The sequence below is a fragment of the Chryseobacterium gambrini genome (assembly GCF_027920505.1).
Taxonomy (GTDB): Bacteria; Bacteroidota; Bacteroidia; order Flavobacteriales; family Weeksellaceae; genus Chryseobacterium; species Chryseobacterium gambrini.
In genome coordinates, this window is the sequence record NZ_CP115857.1 from 1,487,448 (window position 1) to 1,509,960 (window position 22,513).

Below are 22,513 nucleotides of genomic sequence, written 5' to 3' on the forward strand. Positions count from 1 at the left end.
CCTCAAAAGAAAATGAAGTTGAAATTTTTAGGAACGGGAACTTCGCAGGGTGTTCCTGTGATTGGCTGCAGTTGTGAAGTGTGTACTTCAAGTAATCCCAAAGACAGTCGTCTTCGGTCTTCTGTGATGGTAACCACCGATGAAGACAAAAAAATCCTTATCGACTGCGGACCCGATTTCAGACAGCAAATGCTTACCCACAAGGAAGATCGTGTAGATATTGCTCTGCTTACTCATGAACATAATGACCATGTTATCGGTCTTGATGATATGCGTCCCCTTATTTTTAAAACCGGAAAAGATATCCCTTTATATTGTTCTTCAAGAGTTGCCGACGAAGTTAAAAACCGTTTTCCTTATGCGTTTGCGGACGAAAAATATCCCGGAGCTCCGGCTTTTGAACTTCATGAAATTGAAAATAAACCATTCACAGTTGTAGATACAGAAATTACCCCGATTGAAGTCATTCATTTTAAAATTCCCGTTTTCGGTTATAAATTTAAAAAGCTTGCTTATATTACAGATGCAGGATTTATTTCTGAAGCGGAAAAAGATAAGCTGAAAGGTCTGGATGTATTGATTTTAAACTGTATCCGGAAGTCTGATCCTCATCCAGCCCATTTCATTTTGCCGGATGTTATTAAATTATTTGAAGAACTGAAACCTGAAAAATTATTTTTAACCCACATCAGTCATCATTTAGGATTGCATAACGTTGAAGATAAACTACTTCCCTCCGGAATGCACCTTGCCTACGATGGTTTGGAGATTATTTTTTAAAATTTTTCTTTAAAAAACTTTGGAAAATAAAGAAAAGTTTCTATATTTGCACACCGATTCAAAACAAGGTAACACACTTGCCCAGGTGGCGGAATTGGTAGACGCGCTGGTCTCAAACACCAGTTCTTAGGAGTACCGGTTCGATCCCGGTCCTGGGTACAAAAAAACCTCTGAAATCATTTGATTTTCAGAGGTTTTTGCTTTTTTGGGTGGTTACTAGCCTAAAGTTTTTAATACGTAAAGTCATTATTCAAAATAAAAACCGCCCCATTTAAAAACGAGACGGTTTATTTATTTAATTTTTAATGATTTTCTTAACCTTTATTATGTTCTTATCCGTTATTATTTTTAGCAGATACTCACCTTTAATTAAGTCATTAGTATTAATCGTTTTCTGCAATAAACTTCCTTGTTTGAGGAGTTTGCCAGATATATCATACAATTCATAAGATTTCAGACCTTCTCCCTTAACCGTAATGAAACTGTTAAAAGGATTTGGATAAACATCTATAATGTTATCTATTTCTACATCCGGATTTTTTTCCAAGGTATTTTTTGCTGTACGATTTGTACCTGTAATAATTCCTGTATTAGAAGCAGTTCCTAAAAGTTGTCCAAATTTGGATTCCTCTTTTACGCATCTTACATTCATTGCATTCATCGGATGATTAATAAATGCATCATTCATTGATACTAGTTTGGATGAGGTAAGACTGTTTGTAAGAAAAGCCAGATTATAGGCGGTTCCATAGGAATTAGCTGATCTTAGTGTAGCTGTCCATACTCCTGAAATACCTAATTTCATAGCTGCAGATATCGCATCATTATTACTAAAGCCTCTAAATCCTGTTACAGGATAGTTTCCGATTTTATATTTCAGGTTCGGATTACTTGTATTAGCAGAATTACCAAACTGATATCCATAGACCGTGCTAGTATTTTTAACCGTATTGCCTAAATAATAAGGAACACCACCATTATAAATATCTGTTGGATTTTTAATCTCAAAATCCACTTCCTGTACAATCCCCATACTGTGAATTCTAAACGGATCTACTGATGTATTCTTTTTATAAAACCCATTATACCATGGAGAACTTCCTTTATTATCATCTAAATGATTCGGGTCATTAGGATCATTGTCCACTACTCCAATTGAAGTATCCGGAACTCTCCATCCTCCCGGACAAGGATCAAATACAGACTTAGATGCAGCATGCCCCCATCTGTCCATCATTTGGTTAGGAGTAGAATACAGCCAGTCTTGTCCATAAAAAGCATTAAGACTTGCCCGGTTTGTATATTTTGTACCCGGAACCATAAAAGCCAAAGGATTTTCTGCAGAATATTTCAGATTATTCATGATGTTTTCTGCTTTAGTAATTCCAACATTACCATAATCTGTATCTCTTCGTTTGATATAGGTATTTCCATAGGTATTTCCTGTAAGTTCAGAAAACGATGATGGATATACATTTCCACTGGCATCAGGTCCTGATGAAATCCAAATACTGTAATTTCCTGTAGCAGCCATTCCATTAGAGACAATTAGACCTGGAGTAATAAAGCTGGGTATAGGATCTTTTCTACCCCACTGATACTGCATTCCGCCAGAATTATTAATCATTGTTAACTCTGCTTATGTTACAGATTCTGGATTAATAACATTCGGAAAAGCATCTGTAGCACCAAGATTTCTATCCATAAAGATATTTTTCATTGGCTGAGCTCCGGAATTTGTAAAATTAACATAATTGGCATTAGCAGGCAATAATACATCTTCTGTCTGATATGCAACTTCATCTACATTGGTATTGGTTACCCAAATATGCCAACTCCAGTAAGCAGGAGCAGAAACATTTCCGTTATGTAATGAAACTACCGCATTTCCGGATTGATCGGGAGCTACTTTTACCGAGATGTAAGCGTCTTTTATATTTTCCTTATTAGCTGGAGCATTAATTACTTTGATATTGGAGATTAAAGATCTGTTGTCTGACCAATAAACGTTTACTTTAAGATTACTGAAATCACGCATTCCATGATCTGAAAGATATTGATTATAAACAGAAAATGCTTTACTAATCGGAATTTTTATTTCCCTTTCTGTAGTCGCTCTTGTAACTAAATAACTATTTGGATCTTTAAGTCCTTCCGTATAATTTACATCCGCTGCATTGGTAAAGAAGCTTGTCGGGAAATCATATCCTTTTGCATATTTATCTTCTACACAACGGCATGCCATAGCTCCTGACAAAGCGCTAGATTCATATGCATGGGTATAATATCTACCTATCATATTTTGGTATGGTGGTGTAGCTGGATCGGGTTTTGATGTAAACTGTCCCGCATCTCCATACGCAGAAAAAAAGTATGAGTAAGGAGTAGATGAAGCAGTGACAGTTGCAGACTGAATAATAATTTCGTGAGGGTCCTGATGATAAAAATCACCGGTAGATCCTACTACATACTTACCATTACCTGGATAAACCCCCATATTTCTCGGAAAACTTCCTGAATAGGTATTTGTAAAATCTATCCCTAAATTAGGATAAATTTTCACTCCCTTCAGAGCCTGATTAATTGTGGTTGGCTTAGTATTAACAAAAGATGCCAGATCATTCGCTGGACTGCCGGAATCTCTTCCCCATGGAGAAAAAGTATTGCTAACTGTTGTTGCAAATGTATTGTTGATATAAGACGGTACTCTCCAGTTATTCGGGCAAGGATCATAAGATGTTTTTGGTTTGTATGTATTGACAGTACTTCCTGCTGTATTGATAGCAAGCTGAGAATTATCTCCCCAAAGATCAGATTTTTTTCTTGTCGCATTATCTGTTCCTATGTTTTGAACAAACCATGCATGTCCGGCTACTGTATTTGTAAAAATAAGATCCAAAGGATTATTTACAGAATACTTAATATTACTATTAATATCACTGTAAGGTCTTTGCATACTGGTTATCTTATTCGTTGTTCCGTTTCCTGTATAATCATACAAATGTTTTTTTGTACCTATGGTTCCACTGATCTCATATTTCGAGCTATCTTTATATTCAAAGGCAGGAAAAGGATCTTTTCTTCCCCACTGATACATTAACCCACCGGATTTATCCCAGTTATAACCGGTAAAGTCTTTATTTGTAGCACCAAGATTTCTGTCCATCCACTTCGGAGTAAACTTCTTTACCACTCCATTTTCTAAATAACTTGCTGTCTCTGCGCCCGCTCTAACATTTCCATAGGTTACACCATTTGATGGATTATCTGTAACCCAAACATGCCAGCTCCAAATAATTTTATTATTAATTTTCAATGCTACAACAGCATTTCCCTCACCTCTTGCTTTATTTATCTCTACCTTAATTTTTGCATCCTCGCCGGATCCTTCCATTGGGAGACTATAATTTGTAGAACGGATAATACCGGCAACATCTTCCCAGTAAACTTCTGCTATTGGCGTACCATTAATAACTGTGGCATCATTTAGCAACCCATTCTGATCTTTCCACATCGCATAGGCTTTTTTTACAGGAATATAAAATCCGTCATTATTCAGATTAGGATCGAAAATATAACTGTTGGGCGCCAATCTCCAATCTCTTGCTGTTGTAACATCTATTTTCCCGTTTAATGTTATCTGTCCACATCCCCCATTTGTACCAACTGAATAATTAAATGTACCTACAGCCGTTGGTGTTCCGCTAATTGTAAGCGTATTATTATTTACAACCCCTGTAACTCCTGAAGGCAGACCGTTTACAACTATATTTGCAGCATTACTAAATGTGTAAACAATTGGCAGAATCGGTGTATTTACATCTACCGTCTGTGTATTGGATCCTGATGATAATGCTAAAGTTGCCGGAGGATTTACCACCACATCTATTTTTGCTCTTGTGCTCTCGCAGCCGTTTACTGTTTGGCTTACATAGTAAGAAACTGCACCGGAGTTGGCAGTTGACAGTGTAGGCGCTGTAGCACTTCCCGTTCCTCCTGTAGCTGTTGTATACCACAATAATCCTGTTCCTGTAGCAGAAAGCGGAGAAGCTGTATCATTCTGACAATAAGTAATAGGTGTCGTTATTCCGGGTGTATCCGGAGTAGCATTTACTATAACGTCTATTTTTGCTCTTTCTCCCTCACAGCCGTCAATAGTCTGGCTCACATAATATGATGTAGTACCTGAATTTGCTGTAGAAGGTGTTGGTGCTGTATTACTTCCCGTTCCTCCAGTAGCTGTTGTATACCATAACAATCCTGTTCCTGTAGCAGAAAGCGAAGACGCAATGGCGTTCTGACAATAAGTAATAGGAGAATTTACCTCCGGTACAGGACTTGTACAGGTCTGTGGAGTAAAGCTTACCAAACCATAAACATTCAGAGCGTTGGTTACCCCTCCATTATTCGTGTACAATTTTACTTTTATAATGTATGTTCCGGCAGAAAGCGGTTTATTCAAAACTTCCGGACTCCGTGAATTTAGCCAGCCTTTAGCCCCATCACTCATCCATGCGGTCTGTGTAATTAATTCTTCTGTATTAGGCGAAACATCTGTCCTAACGAGATAAGTCCAGTTTCTGACAAAGCTTAATGACCGGAAATTAAGCGTAGCATTAACGGCACCATTGGGTATTGTAAAACTTTTGCTGTAATAATAGTAATAGCCATCTCCTGCAGTAGCCCAACCATCTTTATCCGTAATCCATCTGCTTTGTGATGCACTGCCAGTAACCGTTAAGCCTGGAGAAGACCATCCCGGATAAGTATGTCTGGTTTTGGTATTTACCGGAGTCGTTTCCCCCGGTCTTACAACTGACCAATCCGGATCAGTTACGGAAACTCCGTCGGTGACATCCGGCGGCGGTGCATTCATCAGTGTACCATCATCATTTTTACCAGTACTCAGATCTATTGTTACGGTTTGGGACAATAAAAATCCCTGAAATAACAATAATGATAACAGAAATAATTTAATTTTCATTTGTTGTTTATTAATTTACACTACTCTTTTGAAGGATTTTCGTTTACTCCTGATTTTATAGGTTGATGTGATTTTTAAATTTTTTGATGTTTTTAGGCAGATTGATCAATTGGTCTGCTATTCGGATTTAAAAAAATTCGAAAGACATTTTGAGCTTTGATTTTTAATATTTAGAAACTTTAATAACAGATTATTCTTTATGCAAGACGCAATATTAATTCTGACTTTGGTGAAATTTTATGTTCAAACTTATTTAAACATTTGGCTTGGTAAAATAAAATGTTAATCATATTTATAAATTTGGAATTCAATTTCATAAATAGTACAACAATTAAAATACTGATAAACAATATTTTAGAATTGAAATCAAAATATTATTACCGCAAAGATGCTTTTGGGTAAAAAAACATATGTTCTTTCGAAGATTGTTAAATTTTAAGTACATTTGAATAGAAAAAAACACATATGCTCTTAAAAAAAATACTCGTTATATTTTTTTTTATTTCTGTAAAAATTTATTCTCAAAGCCTAACTGATCTAGAAGAATCATATAAGATCGACAGTTTAATAAAGAAAGATCAATGGGAACTTGTACATCACAAACTGAGTAACGAAGACATCAACTTCAAAAGAATTTCAAAATATAATATAAAGTATGATTTGCTGATTAAAATTGATTCAGCTTCTTCTTTATATCGAAAAGGAAAATTTTCGGAGGCTGAAAAATCGGCAATATCTTTTTTGAATTTACTCCAAAAAAATAAGAATAAAATAGCGTTTTCTTATTATGAAGCTTTAAGGCATATTGCCATTACGCGGCTGTTTTATATTGAAAAGAGAAAAGGAAACATCGCACAAGGACTGAAATTTCTTAATAATTTGTCCATCGGAATGAGCCCGGTATATAAAAAGAAGCAATTAATTTTTTTTGCTGTAGCATATATTGAGCTAAGAGATTATAAAAAAGGGATTGATCTTCTCAACATACACCTAAACAACATCCGTAATGACAGCAATAACGTGCTTTATACTAAGTTTTCAAAGGCAAAAGAAACTGCGGCAGCTTATAATACAAAAAGTGATGCTTTTATCAATTGGTACAAAGATACGGGCGCAATAAAATTTCTGGATTCCGCACAGAAAAACTATGAGAAAGCTTATCTTCTAATGAAAAACTCTGAGAATTTTTCAGCATATTCCCAATCCCTTCACAGAAGCAGAAATGCTCAAATAGCTTTACTTAGAAAAGAATATGACCTATCGTTATCTCTTTTTAATGAATGTGAAAAAGATTCGGTTTTAATGGAAAAAAGTTTTTCAAGAGAAATGGTTTGGCTCGCTAAAGCTGAAATCTATACCCATCTTAAAAAAAGCGATTCGGCATTTAAATACCTTGAAAAATTAACTGCTAATATTCAGAAATCCAAATGTTCGCACGAAAATAAGCTTAAAGTCTATTATTTATTAAGTATCAACTATGAACGTACTGGGAATATTGAAAAGGCTTATAAATATTCAAAACTGAGCTTATCAGAAATAAAAAAAGAAAACGTTCAAAAAAATGCAGGAAATTTTTTTCTGGGAGTTTATGAAAAAGAAGAAATAAAAAATAGATCTGAAGAAATGCTCCAAAAGAATAACACGAATTTATTATTATTGTTTGCATCATTACTCCTGATTTTTACCATTTTTTATAAAATATATTACCAGAAAAGAAAAAATAAAGAAGAAATTATTAATATCAGGAAAATCGAAAGTAATATTCCAGATATACAGCCTATTACAGATCAAAAAGTTACAATCTCCACATCAATAGAAGATGAAACCGTTGCTTATATCCTTTCAAAACTCGATTCGTTAGAATTTAAAAAGAGATTTTTATCCAACAGCTTCAAACTCGCCAACATTGCCAAACAGCTGAATACCAATACCACATATCTGTCGCAAATAATAAACCAGTATAAAGGAGTATCCTTTTCTGAATATGTAAATACTCTGCGAATAAATTATATTATAACAGAATTGGATAAAAATCCTCTAATCCGCAAATATAATATTGAGGTAATCTCTAAAGAAATAGGATATAAAAGCTGTACAACTTTCATAAATGCCTTTAAAAAAAGAACTCAAATGACGCCTTCTGAATATATCAAAAATCTGGAAAAAATGTAAAAATTTAAACTGCCTATTTATGGCACAAGTGTCGTAAACAAATAAAGAAAAAATATAGAGATCAGAACCAGTCCCTGCATGATATTGGTGCGACCTGTGGCTAAAGAAATGGTGATAATAAACAGCGACAATCCCAAAAGCAGTGTTGATTTTATACTGATGCCCAACGTCATACGGAAATCGGCAAACACCGAAACTAAAGCAACTGCAGGAATACTGAGACCTATACTTGCCAAAGCTGATCCGAAAGCGAGATTAAGACTTGTCTGCAACCTGTTGTTGTAGGCTGCCCTTATGGCGGCAATTCCTTCAGGCAGCAGGACAATTCCGGCTATAATAATTCCTACGATTGATTTTGGCGCTCCTGCTTTCAGGACAAGAACATCCACATCTTTCGAAAGGTATTTTGCAAGCAAAACTACAATCCCAAGACATAAAATAAGAAACAAAACACTCAAAAGCATTACTTTCCGGCTGGGTTTTTCGGGGAGAAAATCCGTTTCTTCAGAAAGTTCATCATTGCCTGTTTTGGGAATCGGTGCTATAAAAAAAGCGCGGTGCCTGATTGTCTGAACCATTGTAAAAGCAATATAAAGCGCCAAAGAAATGACCGATATAAAAACAAGCTGAAGAGAGGTATATTCTCCATTGTCGTGACTTGTGGTATAATTGGGAAGAACCAGAAGAAACACTACGACAACGATAAGCGTAATCATAGCCGTTCCCACTCCCTGAAGCGTAAAAAGCTGCTGTTTGTAGCGAATAGATCCAACGATAATACAAATTCCTATAATTCCTGTAAGAATAATCATCACCGCTGCAAAAACTGTGTCTCTGGCGAGACTTATTGTTTCCAGACCTTTTGAGCTGAGCATAATTGAAATAATCAGTGAGACCTCTATCACCGTTATGGCAAAAGCAAGAAGCAAAGTTCCGTAAGGTTCTCCCAGTCTGTATGCAATGATCTCGGAATGATAAACTGCCGCCAATACAGATCCTACAAGAAAAACAGTAAGCAACAGGGAATACCAATGACCGCCGACATAATAATGTGCGAGATAAGCAACCCACGCTATTAAAGGAACAATAATTGTCCAGCTGAGCAGATGTATTTTATTATTCATAGAAGAAAAATATGGGATGAACGAATCATAGCCAAACTGTTATATGACATCATAATCATTCGTAGTGGTTATGAAATGATGCTCTATAAAATTTTCACAGGCATCACAAAGAGCAACTAACTGTTGTCTGCTGCAATTCTCAATATCGAACTCTTCTTCCACTTCAATGGTAAATTCTGTTACCTTTTCTGTATTAATAAGCTCCAACCCCATCAGTTCATTGAGTGAAGAAAGCACTCTGCCTTCATTAAAAAGCGGCATTTTGCGCATAACAGAATCTTTGAATCTGTATAGTTTTATTGTTTTCATATGTTGATTTTTGTTGAAATAAAAAGACAGGGCACAAAGCACCTGCCCTTTTCATAAAGTCCGTTAAAACATATTTACTATTTGATAGACCTTATTGCAATCCGTATAAAATGAGCGTTATTGAAATAACAATCTGCACATCCCTGTTATTTAATAACACCTTAATGAAATTAGAATCAGCGGGCTGGGATTTTTATCCGTAAACGCCTGCAATATATTGATATTCAAAGATGATGAAATAGTTGGCGCGGATGCTACACATTTCTGGAAAAAACTTACATATTTCACAGGTTTTTTAAAGATCCTCAAGATTTTTAAGCCGTTGTTTTTTTAGATTTCTGTAGAAGGAAGGCGACAGTCCCGTTATTTTTTTAAACTGGTTAGAAAGATGTGCAACGCTGCTGTAATTAAGTTTATAGGAAATTTCGGTGAGGTTAAGCTCATCATACAAAAGCAGTTCTTTCACTTTTTCCACTTTGTTAATGATGATGAAATGCTGCAGTGTCATTCCCTTTACTTCAGAAAATGTATTGGCAAGATAAGTATAATCGTAGCCCAGTTTTTTACTCACATAATCTGAGAAATTTTCTTTCGGAAGAGCTTCGGAAAAATGGATCATTTCTGTGACAACATTTTTGATCTTTTCGATCAGGATGCTTTTCTTATCATCCAGCAGTTCCAGTCCGGTTTTAAGCAGATTGTCTCTCAACTGCATTCTTTGTTCTGCGGTAATATCATCCAGCGTTTCCACCAGACCGAGATCTACAACCGCATTTTTTATGTTCAGTTTTTCCAGCTCCTGATGGACAACCATTTTGCAGCGGAGACTTACCATATATTTTATGTACAGCTTCATAATCCAACCCTGTTTTCAGCCCGTTAATCCATACGTTAACAGCCACTCTCTCAAAGTTAGCGCTTTAATTTTTAATATCTATGATTTATGTAATAAATTGAAAGACAATTACAAAGAATTCCTTTTTTAATAGACCATCTTTACGTATAGATAAAAATATTTTTAAAATGTCAAAAGAAAAGGAAACAAAGAAAAAATCCGATAAAACACCATAAGCAAAATCATTAAAGGAAAAACGCCAGGACAAACAAAACAAGAGGAAGGACAAAGAAAACGAGAGCCGAGAATAATGCTGAAAGTAAAAAAAGAAGGAATTATCCTCAGAAAAACCGAACTGAGTTTCGAAAACGAAGGCGTTCTGAATCCCGCAGTTATTAAGGAAAACGGAAAAATACATCTCTTCTACCGCGCCGTTGCCAAAGGTAATTTTTCAAGCATCGGATATTGCGTACTTTCGGATCCGACAACGGTAGAAGAAAGATCAGAATCTCCGGTCATCGTTCCCGAATCGGATGAGGATAAACACGGCATCGAAGATCCGAGAATAGTAAAAATAGAGCATGTATTCTATCTTACGTACACCAGTTACGACGGAATCAACGCCTTAGGGACCTTATCTGTTTCCAAAGACCTGAAATTCTGGGAAAATAAGGGAATCATTGTTCCGAAAATCCCTTACGAAAAATTTAAACTGTTATCCGAAGCTGAAGGCTTGATCCCTGAAAAATATAAAAGATACAACCAGTTCCAGATCAGCCATACCGACAGCGATCCTATTTTTTTGTGGGACAAGAACCTCATCTTTTTTCCAAGAAAAATAAACGGTAGATTTTATTTCATTCACAGGATAAGACCCGATATTCAGATTGTAAGCACAGAAAACATTGAGGATCTTACTACCGAATTCTGGGAAGATTATTTTTTTCATTTTAATAATCATATAATTTTATCTGCCAAATACGACCACGAGTCCAGCTACATTGGCGGAGGCTGTCCTCCCATAGAAACAGAATACGGCTGGCTGATGATCTATCACGGTGTTCACGATACGGTTAACGGTTATGTATACAGCGCCTGTGCCGCCCTTCTGGATCTTGAAAATCCTGAAAAAGAAATTTCCAGACTTCCCTACCCGCTTTTCAAACCGGAAGAAGAATGGGAGCTGGAAGGCGAAGTCAGCAACGTCTGTTTTCCCACCGGAGCCGTAGTAGAAAAAGATCGGCTGTATATCTATTATGGTGCTGCAGACGAGAGAATTGCCGTCGCATCATTAAGCATTGATAAATTACTGAAAGAGCTGATGATGTATGCCGTATAATCATCATTTAATAAATAATCAGTAAAAAAAAGAAACAATTTATGAGTAAAGATATCCAATCAGACGTGGAGGAAAAAGCAATAAGACAGGCTGAGAAAAACAAAAAACACAAAACTTATCATAAATCAGAGATTGTCTTTGTAAGTACTTTTCCTCCAAAGGTGTGCGGAATTGCCACGTACACGCAGGATCTTGTAAAATCGCTCCGTTCGAAATTCGGGGAGTCATTCGATATGCTGGTTTGCCCGATGGAAACAGAAGAGGAAAATTACAGCTATGAAGAAAAAATCTATTATAAGCTGAATACCTCAGATGCTTTTTCGTATCTCGAACTGGCAGCGCAGATTAATAAAAACAACAAAATAAATCTTGTGATGATTCAGCACGAGTTTGGATTCTTTAATCAAACCGAAAACGGGCTTTATCTTTTCCTCAGAAACTTAAAAAAAGATATTGTGGTAACTTTTCACACCGTTCTGCCGGATCCCGATGAAGAACTTAAGCTGAAAGTAAAGGAAATCGCCGGATTTTCTAAGCATATTATCGTGATGACGGCTATCTCTGCCGAAATTTTAATTAACGAGTATGAAATTTCTCCGGATAAAATTATGATGATTTCGCACGGAACGCATCTCCTGCCTTTTACCGACAAAACAGCGCTGAAAGAAAAGTACGGACTTAAAGATAAAAAAGTTCTGTCGACATTCGGGTTACTGGGACCGGGAAAAAATATCGAGACCACCTTAAAAGCATTACCCAAGATTATCGCCAAAAATCCTGATGCTGTTTTCCTGATCCTCGGTAAAACCCATCCTGCCATCGTAAGAAATGAGGGGGAGAAATACCGTGAATTTCTGGAAGACCTTACCTGTAAGTTTCATCTGGAAAACAATGTGCGCTTCATCAACGAGTATCTTCCGTTGCCGGAACTGCTGGAATATCTTCAGCTCACTGATGTTTATCTTTTTACCTCCAACGACAGAAATCAGGCGGTAAGCGGAACGTTTTCCTATGCCATCAGCAGCGGATGCGCCATTGTTTCTACGCCGATTCCTCACGCAGTGGAAGTTTTAAAAGAAGAAACCGGAATTATCATCGGTTTTGAAGCACCGGAACAATTGTCTTCCGCAGTAAATGTTTTATTGGCAAATGAAGAAAGCCGGAAAAAACTCCGTCAGAAATCATTGGAAAAAATGGCTCCGACCGCTTGGGAAAATGCTTCTATCTCGCACGCTTTACTGTTTCAGAAGTTCAGAAATGACGAAACAGCGCTCCATTACAGCTTACCGGAAATCAATCTCGGACACATCCAGAATATGACCACAGATTTTGGAATGATACAGTTTGCCAAAATCAACGAACCCGACATCAGCTCCGGTTATACGCTGGATGATAATGCACGGGCAATGATTGCGATGTGCAGACATTTTAAGATAACCAGAGACAAATCTGATCTTCAGCTGATTTCAATTTATTTACAATTCATCAAATTTTGTCAGCATACCGATGGAAGTTTCCTGAATTATGTAAACGGACATAAACAGTTCACCAATCAGAATTATGCGACCAATCTGGATGATTCCAACGGAAGGGCAATCTGGGCTTTGGGATATCTGGTTTCATTAAAAGAAATTCTGCCTTTGGAATATTCTGAAACCGCCGAGAAAATTATTGAGAAAAATCTGATCTGGGCAGAAAAAATTCATTCTACAAGAGCGATGGCTTTTATGATTAAAGGACTGTATTATCAGAATTCAAAGAAAAATCTTCCTTTGCTGAAAGAATTTGCCGACCGGCTTGTAAAAATGTATCAGCACGAATCCGGAAAAGACTGGCATTGGTTTGAAAGTTATCTTACCTACGGAAACAGCCTTCTTCCGGACGCTTTGCTGTGTGCGTGGATCGCTGCTAAAGAGGAAATTTATAAGGAAACAGCTAAATCCTCTTTTGACTTTTTGCTGTCTAAAATTATGATCAACGGAGAGATCAAAGTAATTTCCAACCAGGGATGGCTTCAAAAAGAAACCACTGAAAACGACTTCACCATTGGTGGAGAACAGCCGATTGATGTTGCTTATACCATTTTGGCATTGTCTACATTTTATAAAGTTTTCGGTGATGAAAAATATCTGCAAATGATGATGAATTCCTTTGAATGGTTTCTGGGAAAAAATCACCTGAAACAAATTATCTACAATCCGGTAACCGGTGGCTGCTACGATGGGCTTGAAGAGAAAAATGTCAACCTCAATCAAGGCGCAGAATCTACCGTAAGTTATCTGATGGCGAGACTGAATATGAACATTTAAAAGTGTGTTCAGCTTTAAAAAACAGTGGTTATCCGTAATTTTTCATACCTGAAATAAAAATTTAGCAGTCAAAAATCCTTGTGAACCGGCGTTAAAATTCAGCATTGTGATTAATAACGGATAAGCCCTGAAGATTATGTCTAAAAAAATAAAAATCCTGAAAATGAACCATCGAGTCCCAACCAGAAAAAATAAATTCCGCCAGCTCGGAAAGAAAAATGCCATTAGTAAAATCCGGCACGCCGAATTTGTATCGTTAATTTACATCAGAAATACCAATATCGCGATGGATAAAGATCTGCAGGAAATTCTCCGGATTCTGAAGGAACTTCAAGTGCTTAGCCGAAAATCGAGAATGGTATTTAAAACCAACTGTACGCTGAGCCAGCATATTCTTTGGGAAGTTTTAATTAATAAAATCAATGATAATATAATCTGCATCCGGTTGCAGGTAGAATATATAAAAGAGAATACAATTAAAATAAATCATTTCAACCATTCGCTGTTCTGGAAGCAGAATGAAACTTTTCTGAATTTACTGAAGGAAAGCTTTGAAAAGATAGATGAACTGAGTTCTCAAATTCTGCCGCAGGAGGAAAGACTGACGTGGAAAACAAATATCGGAAGCAATCAGGAAGAATTCTTTTACATGATGCTTCCACTCTTAAACATCTGCAAAATAGAGCTAGATTTTATTAAAACGCACACTCCCGCCAATCTGAAAAAAGTAATGCAGAATGTAATTGAAGATATCCCCCAAATCAGTTTCAGGAGAAAATACAACAGATACGGACACGCTTACATACAGGCGTTAGAACAATACAAGAAGGAGTTTGGAGAAAAGCACAGTTTCTGGGATATTCTGGTGAAGGTTTTAACAATCGATATGAGAAAATCGCCTTCGGAACTCGTTATGCTTGGCAGATGGATTGATGGTAAAAATAAACATATGATTAACAGCAAGTAAAGGGTTTCATCTTTTTGCGATTACAGAAGCACAGTTTCATCTTACGTTCAGCTCCAAAAAACAATCAAAGCTCAGGCGATTTTCCACATCTCTTATATAGAATGGTGATTGATGGTCGCTTTATTTTAATTTCTCATCCGCATTTCAGGATTTCTCCTGCCCTCTTCATCATGGTCTACAAGAATTCAGTTTCAGCCTCATTCTGAAGATTTTCCTTTGGTTCCGGATTTTCTTCTGCATCTTCTGCAGCATCTTCATTCAGAAATTCGGGTTCAGGTTTAGATAATGAGCTTAAAAAAGTAATGGTGGTACGGTTTCCGTTTTCGTCTACTTTTACCACCAGTGATGTGCAGCAGGGCGATGCTTTGAAATAATTTTCAAATCTTCTGCCGCATTTAAAGCATTCTGTAATAATGACTTCCTGTGTCTCGAAATTTTCCATGGCAATTGTGTGTTTTTTTGTGGAACAGCTCTGTAAAGAGCAAAATATAATTTTTCATCAAATAATTGTGTTTTCAGAATCCGGGCTTAAGTCTCAGTCTCTACCTGTATCTTATTGAACAACGAAACTTTGTAAAGGGCATCAATCACCGCTTCATCATTTATCAATCTGTTTCTCACTTTTCTTATATAATCGGGATCTTCTTGTTTCTTCAGAATTATATTAACAGAACCTGTGTAGCGCGCTGGTAACCATTTATCAATAAAATCAAATCTTTCATTAATGGTGTTCTGATAGGGATATATCAATTTGCTCATACAAATAAATATTTTTGTTTAACCTTTTTTCGTAATTTTGTGTCTATCTCCATGAGATAATTATAAAACAAATATACAAATATATATTTAAAAACAATAATTAATTGAAGTTTTAACAATTATTTATTAAATAAAATTAAAAAGAAGAAATTATTCGATATGAAAATTCACGAGAAGATACGCGAGTACAGCAAATCAAAAGGAGAAACTCTGAGAGAAATAGCCGAAGAATACGGTATGACGCCGCAGGCTATTCAGCTATATTTTTCAGGAAAAAATGCAATACCTCTCAATTTTCTGGTTTGGTACCTAGAAAAACATCCGGATCTGGATCTTTATGCGCTTTTTGATAAGAACAGGGAAAGCATTGTTTCTGAACCGAAAACGCCCTACAATAAAAAAACTAAAAAACAGGAAGTAATAGACCGCATTGTAGAAATCCTGCAAAAAGAAATGTAATATCCACTGAAGATTAATTACCCAAATACATCAACCGGAAAAATTAAAACAAATAATCTTTCCGGTTTTTATTTTTCTGTAACTGAGGAAAATAGGAAGTCTGAAATTCTTTTGCCAATTAAAACAAAATTAGTTTTCCTCTTTTTAACAATTTATTTATCTTCGCACCTCGAAATTTAAAAAAGTTAGTGGCTCAAAAAAAATCACAAATATGACCAATGCTTCCCATAAACTGATTCCTATGACGGATTTTGTTATCGAGTATTATTCGCATGAAGGATATGCAGACCTTCAGACGCTTAAGCTGATGAACAATTACGCCAATCTTTTGAAAAAGGAGCTTACTTTGGGAATGTTTGTTCCCGTAGATTCTTCCGGCGAAATCCTGAAAGAGCCCAAGAACTACGAATCCTGGAAATCTCTTGAGCACAATTCCAAGAAAAGAAACGATGAAGAAAGCAAGGCTTTCGAAGAATATAAAATCTATCAGAAAGCCGAAAAAAAATGTCTTTTTGAAGGATTTAAAATTGCTTACAACGGGTATTCCGTAGTGAGAATCGTTGCTTCTTACAATACTTCAATCGAACTTTCCTTCAATAAAAACGAAAAGACATTTCAAAACTTCAAAGACATCGAATCGCTAACTTCTTTTAATGAAATCTATCTGAACAGTGCCGCTTTGAAGAAAATAGGCATTCATAAATAGCTCTCAGCTAAACTTTCAATATTACTCTTTCACCGCTTTTCCGTACACTTCCAAGGCTCTTTTTCTGGCAAAAGTATGCTCCACGATCGGTTCTGCGTTGATGTCCTTTTCGGAAAGCCATGTTTTGATGTATTTTAAATCTTTATCAAATTTTTTCGTCTGCTCAGAAGGATTGAAAACCCTGAAATAAGGCGCTGTATCGCAACCGCATCCTGCAGCCCATTGCCAGTTTCCGTTGTTGGAGGACAACTCGTAGTCCAGAAGTTTGTCTGCGAAATACGCTTCTCCCCATCTCCAGTCGATTAAAAGATGTTTGGTAAGGAAACTCGCGACAACCATTCTTACTCTGTTGTGCATAAATCCGGTTTCGTTTAGCTGCCTCATTCCCGCATCTACAATAGGATAACCGGTTTTTCCTTCGCACCATTTTTTAAATTCCTTTTCATCATTTCTCCACTTAATGCCATCGTATTTTTCTTTAAAAGACTGGTTCACCACTTTCGGGAAATGATATAAAATCTGCATAAAAAACTCTCTCCAGATCAGCTCATTCAGCCAGACTTCATTGTGTTTCTCTGCAAATTCCACACATTTTCTTACAGAAATAGTTCCGAAACGAAGCGCAATTCCTAAACGGGTTGTATGATCCATTGCCGGAAAATCCCTGTACTGATCGTAATCATCAATAATCTTTTTCTCCAGTGAAGGCTTTTTAAATTCCAGATCTGTTTTTTCAAAGCCTAAATCTTTAAGCGTTAAAAATTTTGAAGGCGAATACTGATGAAATTTTGAAAAATCGACCTCCATTTTTTTGAAGGTGACGGATTTGAAATTTTCTTTCCACTTTCTGGAATAGGGGGTATAAACGGTGTAAGGTTTGCCGTCATTTTTTACCACATCCTCCTTTTCGAAAATAACCTGATCTTTAAAATCCTGAAAATTAACATCATTTTTTTTCAGCAGATCCTGTATTTCTTCGTCTCTTTTTATTGCCTGTGGTTCATAATCCCTGTTGCAGAAAACCGTATCGATTTCAAAATCTTTAATTAATTTTTTGAAAGCTTCAACAGGCTTATCGCGAAAAACCGTTAATCCACTTTTATGTTTTTTAAGCTCGGTATGAATTTCTTCCAGGGCCTGATAAAAATAATCTACTCTCCTGTCTGATTTATCTTCAAGCTTATCAAGAATTTCCTTATCAAAAATAAAAACCGGAACTACTTTTAAGCCGGCTTCAAGTGCATGAAACAATCCTGTATTATCCTCCAGTCTGATATCTCTTCTGAACCAGAAAATATTTACTTTTTCTTTTTTAGACATAATGATTTGTTAACCCTGTTTTCTCTACAAAAATCAGACTAATTTTTCTAATTGTAAAGAGATTGTATTTAATTTATAATTTATTTTTACCATTAAGAAATTAAGCCTCTTTAGCTTAAAAAACTTAATAAAAATAAATGTATTGATTCCTTAATTATAATCAGTTTAACTAACTTAAATTCATAATGTTAAATTTAAGAATAAACAAAATTTATTTTAGAGTTTAAATTTTTTTTGAAATAAAAATATTCTTATTGGAAAACGCAAAGATGCAAGATTTTATTAGTCTTAAATCTTTAAAGCGCAAGAAAATCAAAGATTTTCAATAAGGATTGATGCTTAATTTTATCGCAGATAAAATCTTTGCGCCTTAAGATAAGACAGTATTTAAATAATATTTTGCGTCTTTGCGATGGTTACAGCTATTAAGTTTAAAAGTTTTTAATCAAGAAAAGTTCTAAAACTTTTATTTAGCAATATCTCTAATTTTTTTTAATTATAAATCCACATCAGAACAGGCTTTTTAGATTTCTGAAGCATCGGATCTATTTCCTTCATCGCACTATTGGAGATGGTAGGACAACCCCAACCTTCGGGCGAACCTTTCGGGAAGACTTCTTCATCGCTCATCAGATTCCAGGAATGAAAAACAATGAATCTTTTCAGCGCATTGCTGTTGGATTTTTCCAGACCGTGCATCAGATATTTTACATGAATTCCCCAGTCGCTGTAACCTCGCCCCTGAATTTTGTATTTGCCGAGTGATGAAAGGTGACTTCCGTCTTCATTGCTGAACTCCGGATGGTCTTTAGATTCGTCACTGCTCCACTGGTTTTCTCCGCAACCGTGACCAACCAGATATTTTTTTGAAGCAGTGTTTGTTTTAAAATCCCACACAACCAATCTTTTCACTCCGGAATGCAGACTCATATCAATCAGAATGCAAAAATCTGTACTGAACTGATTGGATTTGCAGAATGTAAGTGCTTCTTCGGCTTTCGATTTTGTTTTATTTAAATCAATTTCCGGTTTCTTTTCCTGCTTTGAGATTTCTGTAATCTGTGGCTTGATGGTACTTTTCGCTTCCTGCTTGCATGATAACAGGAACAGAAATGCCGTTATCCAACTTAAAAAATTCACAGAAAACTATTTGTAATGTAAGAAGATTCCGTAATCTGAAGGCGTCCAGAATGCCGCTTTCTGATCCGCAGCTTTCAGAGCATCATTTGCCCAGGTGTTGCAGGTATTCAGGAAGCTGTATTTTCCCTGTGCATCATAGAACGCATCATCATTACCGTAAACAGCATTTGTAGGAACAAGATTGTAGTTTCCGTTTTGGTCTTTATCAAATTTAGCATCTACAAAATCTACCAGTTTTTTATACTGATCGCGGCTGATCATAATCTTTTTACAGTCGTCGCCTTCCTTCATGGTTTTATAGAAAGTACAGTGCATTGCAGATTCGCTAAGCCAGAAAGCGGCTTTAAAAGCTGTTGAAAACTTAAGATCCGCCCACGCCCAAGTCGGAGTGTCGAGATAGAATCCTTTATCTCCCCATCCTACTCCTACATAATTGTAATCTGTACTTTTGGATTTTGTATTGCTGAACGGGATTTTTGTGCTCCAGTCCTGTATATCATTCTTTACAGGCATTACAATATCCGTATGAACACCGTTGGTATAAATATAAACCGGAATTTCTTTCTTCTGTCCGTCATCCTTCGCTGAAACTTCAATAAATGGTAAAAAGTAGCCTAAGGCGACATACAGAAAAACAATTCCTACAATAATTCCTATGGCTTTTATAATGAGAAGTAACATCTTTTTCACGTTCATAGTTTTTAAAGTTAATAAAATTTAATTAATAATTTTTCGCAAAAGTATTTGTTTCAATCGGAATTTTCGCTAAATTTAAGTACCAAATATTCAAAAATATGCACAAAAACATGAAATCCAACAAAAGATTTAAAGTAAGAGTAAAAGTAGCGCCCAAAAGAATACAGAAAAAACGCTAGTTTTTCAGCCGCCTAATTTTCAGAACAAAGTTTTTTGATCTGAAAGTTTTTTAAAATTCTTACCCCATTCTTTCCCTCCTTAAAAATTTTATTTAAGGAATGGGCGTTCAACCTTATTACTCTGGAACTTCAAAAATTCCAGATAAGGGTTTATCCGCCAAAATGTAATTATTTTTTCTCTGAGGATTTTTCCAGAAACTCTATATTTCTTTTCAGACCGGCAAATTTTGTTCTTTTAACAGGAGATTTGCGGAAAATTTCGGAAAACAGCTCCTGCGTGAGCTCCTTCCATTCTCCTTTTTTAAAGTTTTTTAAAGCTTCGTTCGGTTTAAATTTGGTTTGCTGATGAGGTAACGAAAATCGGTTCCACGGACAGACGTCCTGACAAACATCACAGCCAAACATCCAGTCGTCCATCTTGTCCTGAAAATAATCCGGAATAGAATCTTTCAGCTCTATTGTTGCGTAGGAAATGCATTTGCTTCCATCGATGAGCTTTTCCGAAACAATCGCGTTGGTGGGACAAGCATCAATACATTTCCGGCACGTTCCGCAATGGTCGGTTACGGGATGATCTGCAACAAGTTCCAGATCGCAGATAATTTCTGCTAAAAAATAAAATGAACCGCTCTGTCTTGTAATTAAATTTGCATTTTTCCCTACCCATCCGATTCCTGATTTTCTCGCCCAGCTTCTTTCCAGAACCGGCGCAGAATCCACAAAAACACGAAATCCGAATTCCCCGATCTCTTCCTGAAGCTCTGCAACCATTGATCGCAGAATATCTTTGATAACTTCATGGTAATCTTCAGCATAAGCATATTTGGAAATTTTAAAGTTTTCGAGGGTGGAAATTTTTTCCTCGGGAAAATAATTGTAAGAAAGAGAAATTACAGATCTGGAGCCTTCTACCAATAATCTCGGATCCAGCCTTTTATCAAAATGATTTTCCATGTACTTCATTTCGCCGTGAAAGTTATTTTTCAGCCAGTTTTCGAGTGGTTTTGCATCTTCCTCAAGAAAGTCTGCTTTTGAGATCCCACAATTCTGAAATCCAAAACTTTTTGCCTTGGATTTTATAAGCTGTGTATATTTTTCTGCGTTTGAAGTCATGATTTACCATTGCAAAATTAAGATTATTTTATAATTTTGCCGCGTTTGAAAAATTCAGACCTTATAATCAAGGAAAAATAATACCCATGAAAAAAATCTTCCTGTTCGCAGGACTTATTTCAGCAGCGTTTTTTAACGCACAAATCAAATTTGAAAAAGGTTATTTCGTTAATAATTCAGGACAAAGAAGCGAAGTTCTGATCAAAAATCTGGACTGGAAAAGCAATCCTACAGAATTTGAATACAAGACCGATGAATCTTCCGGGGAAACAAAGAAAGAATCCATTAAAAATATTCAGGAGTTCGGAATTAATAACGAGCAAAAATATGTAAGAAAGACCGTGATGATTGATCTTTCTTCAGATCAGCTTCAGGAAATGTCTTACGAAAAAAAGCCAAGCTTTTTAGAAAAAACAGTTTTCTTAAAATATCTGGTAGATGGAAAAGCAGACTTATTCTACTATGAAAATGATGATCTTGAAAGATTTTTCTTTTCTACAAATGATTCTGAAGTAAAACAGCTTGTTTATAAACCGTATTATATTGAAAATTCATCAATTGCTTATAATGAAGAATACAAAAAGCAGATTTTAGATAACCTGAATTGCGGTGTGGATCTTATTGACGTTAACAAACTGAATTATAAATCCAAAGATCTGACGAAGGTTTTTTTGAAATACAATGAATGTTCTAACGGTTCTGCAGTAAACTACAATCAAAATTACGAAAAGAGAGATCTTTTTAATCTTACAGTAAGACCGGGAATTAATTTTTCGTCTTTTGAAATGACAAATGATTATTATTCCGGAAACGAAAACAGTAAGTTTGGTAATAAAGTATCTTTCAGAATTGGTGTTGAAGCAGAGTTTATCCTTCCATTTAATAAGAATAAATGGGCACTTTTTGCAGAACCTACTTATCAGTATTATAAAACAGAAAAAGAATCTACCATTTATCAGGGACAGCCTTTTGAAGCCAAATCGATAAGAAGTGTAGATTACAAATCAATTGAAATTCCTTTGGGAGTAAGACATTATTTCTTTTTGAATGATAAGTCGAAAATATTTATTAATGCTGCATATATTATTGATGTTGAGATGAAATCAGATATTCGATATGATTACAGTACTCTGGAAATATCTTCAGGAAATAATTTCGCTTTCGGTGTAGGATATAAGTATAATGATAAATTTCTCGTGGAATTCCGTACTTCCACAAGAAGAAATCTTTTACAGAACTATATTAACTGGTCTTCGAAATATCAGACGTCTTCTATTATTTTAGGATATACCCTATTTTAGAAAAAGCTTTGAAATTTTAAA

At 35.8% G+C, this 22,513-nt stretch carries 19 protein-coding genes and 1 tRNA gene; 9 read left to right on the forward strand and 11 right to left on the reverse strand.

The genetic code is table 11. The features are described 5' to 3' along the window. Nucleotides 1–12 precede the first annotated feature (12 nt). Both PFY09_RS06610 and PFY09_RS06615 read left to right on the forward strand, forming a co-directional pair. Complete coding sequence (locus PFY09_RS06610; protein ID WP_271161876.1) at nucleotides 13–780, forward strand: MBL fold metallo-hydrolase; 768 nt, start codon at nucleotides 13–15, stop codon at nucleotides 778–780. A 79-nt stretch (nucleotides 781–859) separates the two neighbouring features. Further along, a tRNA-Leu gene (locus tag PFY09_RS06615) sits at nucleotides 860–939 on the forward strand. Between the two features lie 136 nt (nucleotides 940–1,075). On the opposite strand, the gene PFY09_RS06620 is transcribed toward PFY09_RS06615, so the two are convergent. After that, nucleotides 1,076–2,407, reverse strand: coding sequence for a T9SS type A sorting domain-containing protein (locus PFY09_RS06620; RefSeq protein WP_271161877.1), 1,332 nt, complete (start codon nucleotides 2,405–2,407; stop codon nucleotides 1,076–1,078). A 12-nt stretch (nucleotides 2,408–2,419) separates the two neighbouring features. Further along, complete coding sequence (locus PFY09_RS06625; protein ID WP_271161878.1) at nucleotides 2,420–5,764, reverse strand: immunoglobulin domain-containing protein; 3,345 nt, start codon at nucleotides 5,762–5,764, stop codon at nucleotides 2,420–2,422. 741 nt (nucleotides 5,765–6,505) lie between these two features. Between PFY09_RS06625 and PFY09_RS06630 the strand changes: the two genes are divergently transcribed. Then, a complete protein-coding gene (locus tag PFY09_RS06630; protein ID WP_271161879.1) occupies nucleotides 6,506–7,936 on the forward strand; it encodes an AraC family transcriptional regulator in 1,431 nt (476 codons plus the stop codon). Nucleotides 7,937–7,953: 17 nt separating this feature from the next. On the opposite strand, the gene PFY09_RS06635 is transcribed toward PFY09_RS06630, so the two are convergent. From PFY09_RS06635 to PFY09_RS06645, 3 genes are all read right to left on the reverse strand, one after another. Further along, nucleotides 7,954–9,060, reverse strand: coding sequence for a calcium:proton antiporter (locus PFY09_RS06635; protein ID WP_256040336.1), 1,107 nt, complete (start codon nucleotides 9,058–9,060; stop codon nucleotides 7,954–7,956). A gap of 39 nt (nucleotides 9,061–9,099) precedes the next feature. Continuing rightward, nucleotides 9,100–9,369, reverse strand: coding sequence for a heme oxygenase (locus PFY09_RS06640; RefSeq protein WP_108408978.1), 270 nt, complete (start codon nucleotides 9,367–9,369; stop codon nucleotides 9,100–9,102). 295 nt (nucleotides 9,370–9,664) lie between these two features. Then, complete coding sequence (locus PFY09_RS06645; protein WP_228408194.1) at nucleotides 9,665–10,225, reverse strand: helix-turn-helix domain-containing protein; 561 nt, start codon at nucleotides 10,223–10,225, stop codon at nucleotides 9,665–9,667. 289 nt (nucleotides 10,226–10,514) lie between these two features. On the opposite strand from PFY09_RS06645, the gene PFY09_RS06650 reads away from it, so the two are divergent. The 3 genes from PFY09_RS06650 to PFY09_RS06660 all read left to right on the forward strand — a co-directional run bounded on the left by PFY09_RS06650 (nucleotide 10,515) and on the right by PFY09_RS06660 (nucleotide 14,819). Beyond that, nucleotides 10,515–11,543, forward strand: coding sequence for a glycoside hydrolase family 130 protein (locus PFY09_RS06650; RefSeq protein WP_271161880.1), 1,029 nt, complete (start codon nucleotides 10,515–10,517; stop codon nucleotides 11,541–11,543). 41 nt (nucleotides 11,544–11,584) lie between these two features. Further along, nucleotides 11,585–13,852: a glycosyltransferase gene (locus PFY09_RS06655; protein ID WP_271161881.1), complete on the forward strand. Its 2,268-nt coding sequence runs from the start codon at nucleotides 11,585–11,587 to the stop codon at nucleotides 13,850–13,852. Between the two features lie 163 nt (nucleotides 13,853–14,015). After that, entirely contained in the window at nucleotides 14,016–14,819 is an 804-nt protein-coding gene (locus PFY09_RS06660) for a hypothetical protein (RefSeq protein ID WP_271161882.1), read from the forward strand. A 175-nt stretch (nucleotides 14,820–14,994) separates the two neighbouring features. Here the strand turns inward: PFY09_RS06660 and PFY09_RS06665 are convergent, their stop codons facing one another. Together PFY09_RS06665 and PFY09_RS06670 are read right to left on the reverse strand one after the other, a co-directional pair. Further along, nucleotides 14,995–15,261, reverse strand: a complete 267-nt coding sequence (locus PFY09_RS06665; protein ID WP_271161883.1) for a hypothetical protein — start codon at nucleotides 15,259–15,261, stop codon at nucleotides 14,995–14,997. 86 nt (nucleotides 15,262–15,347) lie between these two features. Then, on the reverse strand, nucleotides 15,348–15,578 hold the full coding sequence (locus PFY09_RS06670; protein WP_076395389.1) for a hypothetical protein: 231 nt from the start codon (nucleotides 15,576–15,578) through the stop codon (nucleotides 15,348–15,350). Nucleotides 15,579–15,737: 159 nt separating this feature from the next. On the opposite strand from PFY09_RS06670, the gene PFY09_RS06675 reads away from it, so the two are divergent. Both PFY09_RS06675 and PFY09_RS06680 read left to right on the forward strand, forming a co-directional pair. Further along, nucleotides 15,738–16,037 carry a helix-turn-helix domain-containing protein gene (locus tag PFY09_RS06675; RefSeq protein ID WP_076395387.1) on the forward strand — a complete coding sequence of 100 codons (300 nt, stop codon included), beginning with the start codon at nucleotides 15,738–15,740 and terminating at the stop codon, nucleotides 16,035–16,037. Nucleotides 16,038–16,248: 211 nt separating this feature from the next. Further along, nucleotides 16,249–16,743 carry a hypothetical protein gene (locus tag PFY09_RS06680; RefSeq protein ID WP_076395384.1) on the forward strand — a complete coding sequence of 165 codons (495 nt, stop codon included), beginning with the start codon at nucleotides 16,249–16,251 and terminating at the stop codon, nucleotides 16,741–16,743. A 21-nt stretch (nucleotides 16,744–16,764) separates the two neighbouring features. Here the strand turns inward: PFY09_RS06680 and PFY09_RS06685 are convergent, their stop codons facing one another. The 4 genes from PFY09_RS06685 to queG form a co-directional block, all read right to left on the reverse strand. Further along, on the reverse strand, nucleotides 16,765–18,063 hold the full coding sequence (locus PFY09_RS06685; protein WP_271161884.1) for a cryptochrome/photolyase family protein: 1,299 nt from the start codon (nucleotides 18,061–18,063) through the stop codon (nucleotides 16,765–16,767). Nucleotides 18,064–18,555: 492 nt separating this feature from the next. Continuing rightward, nucleotides 18,556–19,203: a murein L,D-transpeptidase catalytic domain-containing protein gene (locus tag PFY09_RS06690; protein WP_271161885.1), complete on the reverse strand. Its 648-nt coding sequence runs from the start codon at nucleotides 19,201–19,203 to the stop codon at nucleotides 18,556–18,558. A gap of 6 nt (nucleotides 19,204–19,209) precedes the next feature. Beyond that, nucleotides 19,210–19,899: a TIGR02117 family protein gene (locus PFY09_RS06695; protein ID WP_408640184.1), complete on the reverse strand. Its 690-nt coding sequence runs from the start codon at nucleotides 19,897–19,899 to the stop codon at nucleotides 19,210–19,212. Between the two features lie 347 nt (nucleotides 19,900–20,246). Further along, nucleotides 20,247–21,191 (reverse strand): tRNA epoxyqueuosine(34) reductase QueG, encoded by a 945-nt coding sequence (gene queG, locus PFY09_RS06700; RefSeq protein WP_271161887.1) that lies wholly within the window; start codon nucleotides 21,189–21,191, stop codon nucleotides 20,247–20,249. Nucleotides 21,192–21,277: 86 nt separating this feature from the next. On the opposite strand from queG, the gene PFY09_RS06705 reads away from it, so the two are divergent. Continuing rightward, on the forward strand, nucleotides 21,278–22,492 hold the full coding sequence (locus PFY09_RS06705; protein WP_268054748.1) for a porin family protein: 1,215 nt from the start codon (nucleotides 21,278–21,280) through the stop codon (nucleotides 22,490–22,492). Nucleotides 22,493–22,513: the final 21 nt, after the last annotated feature.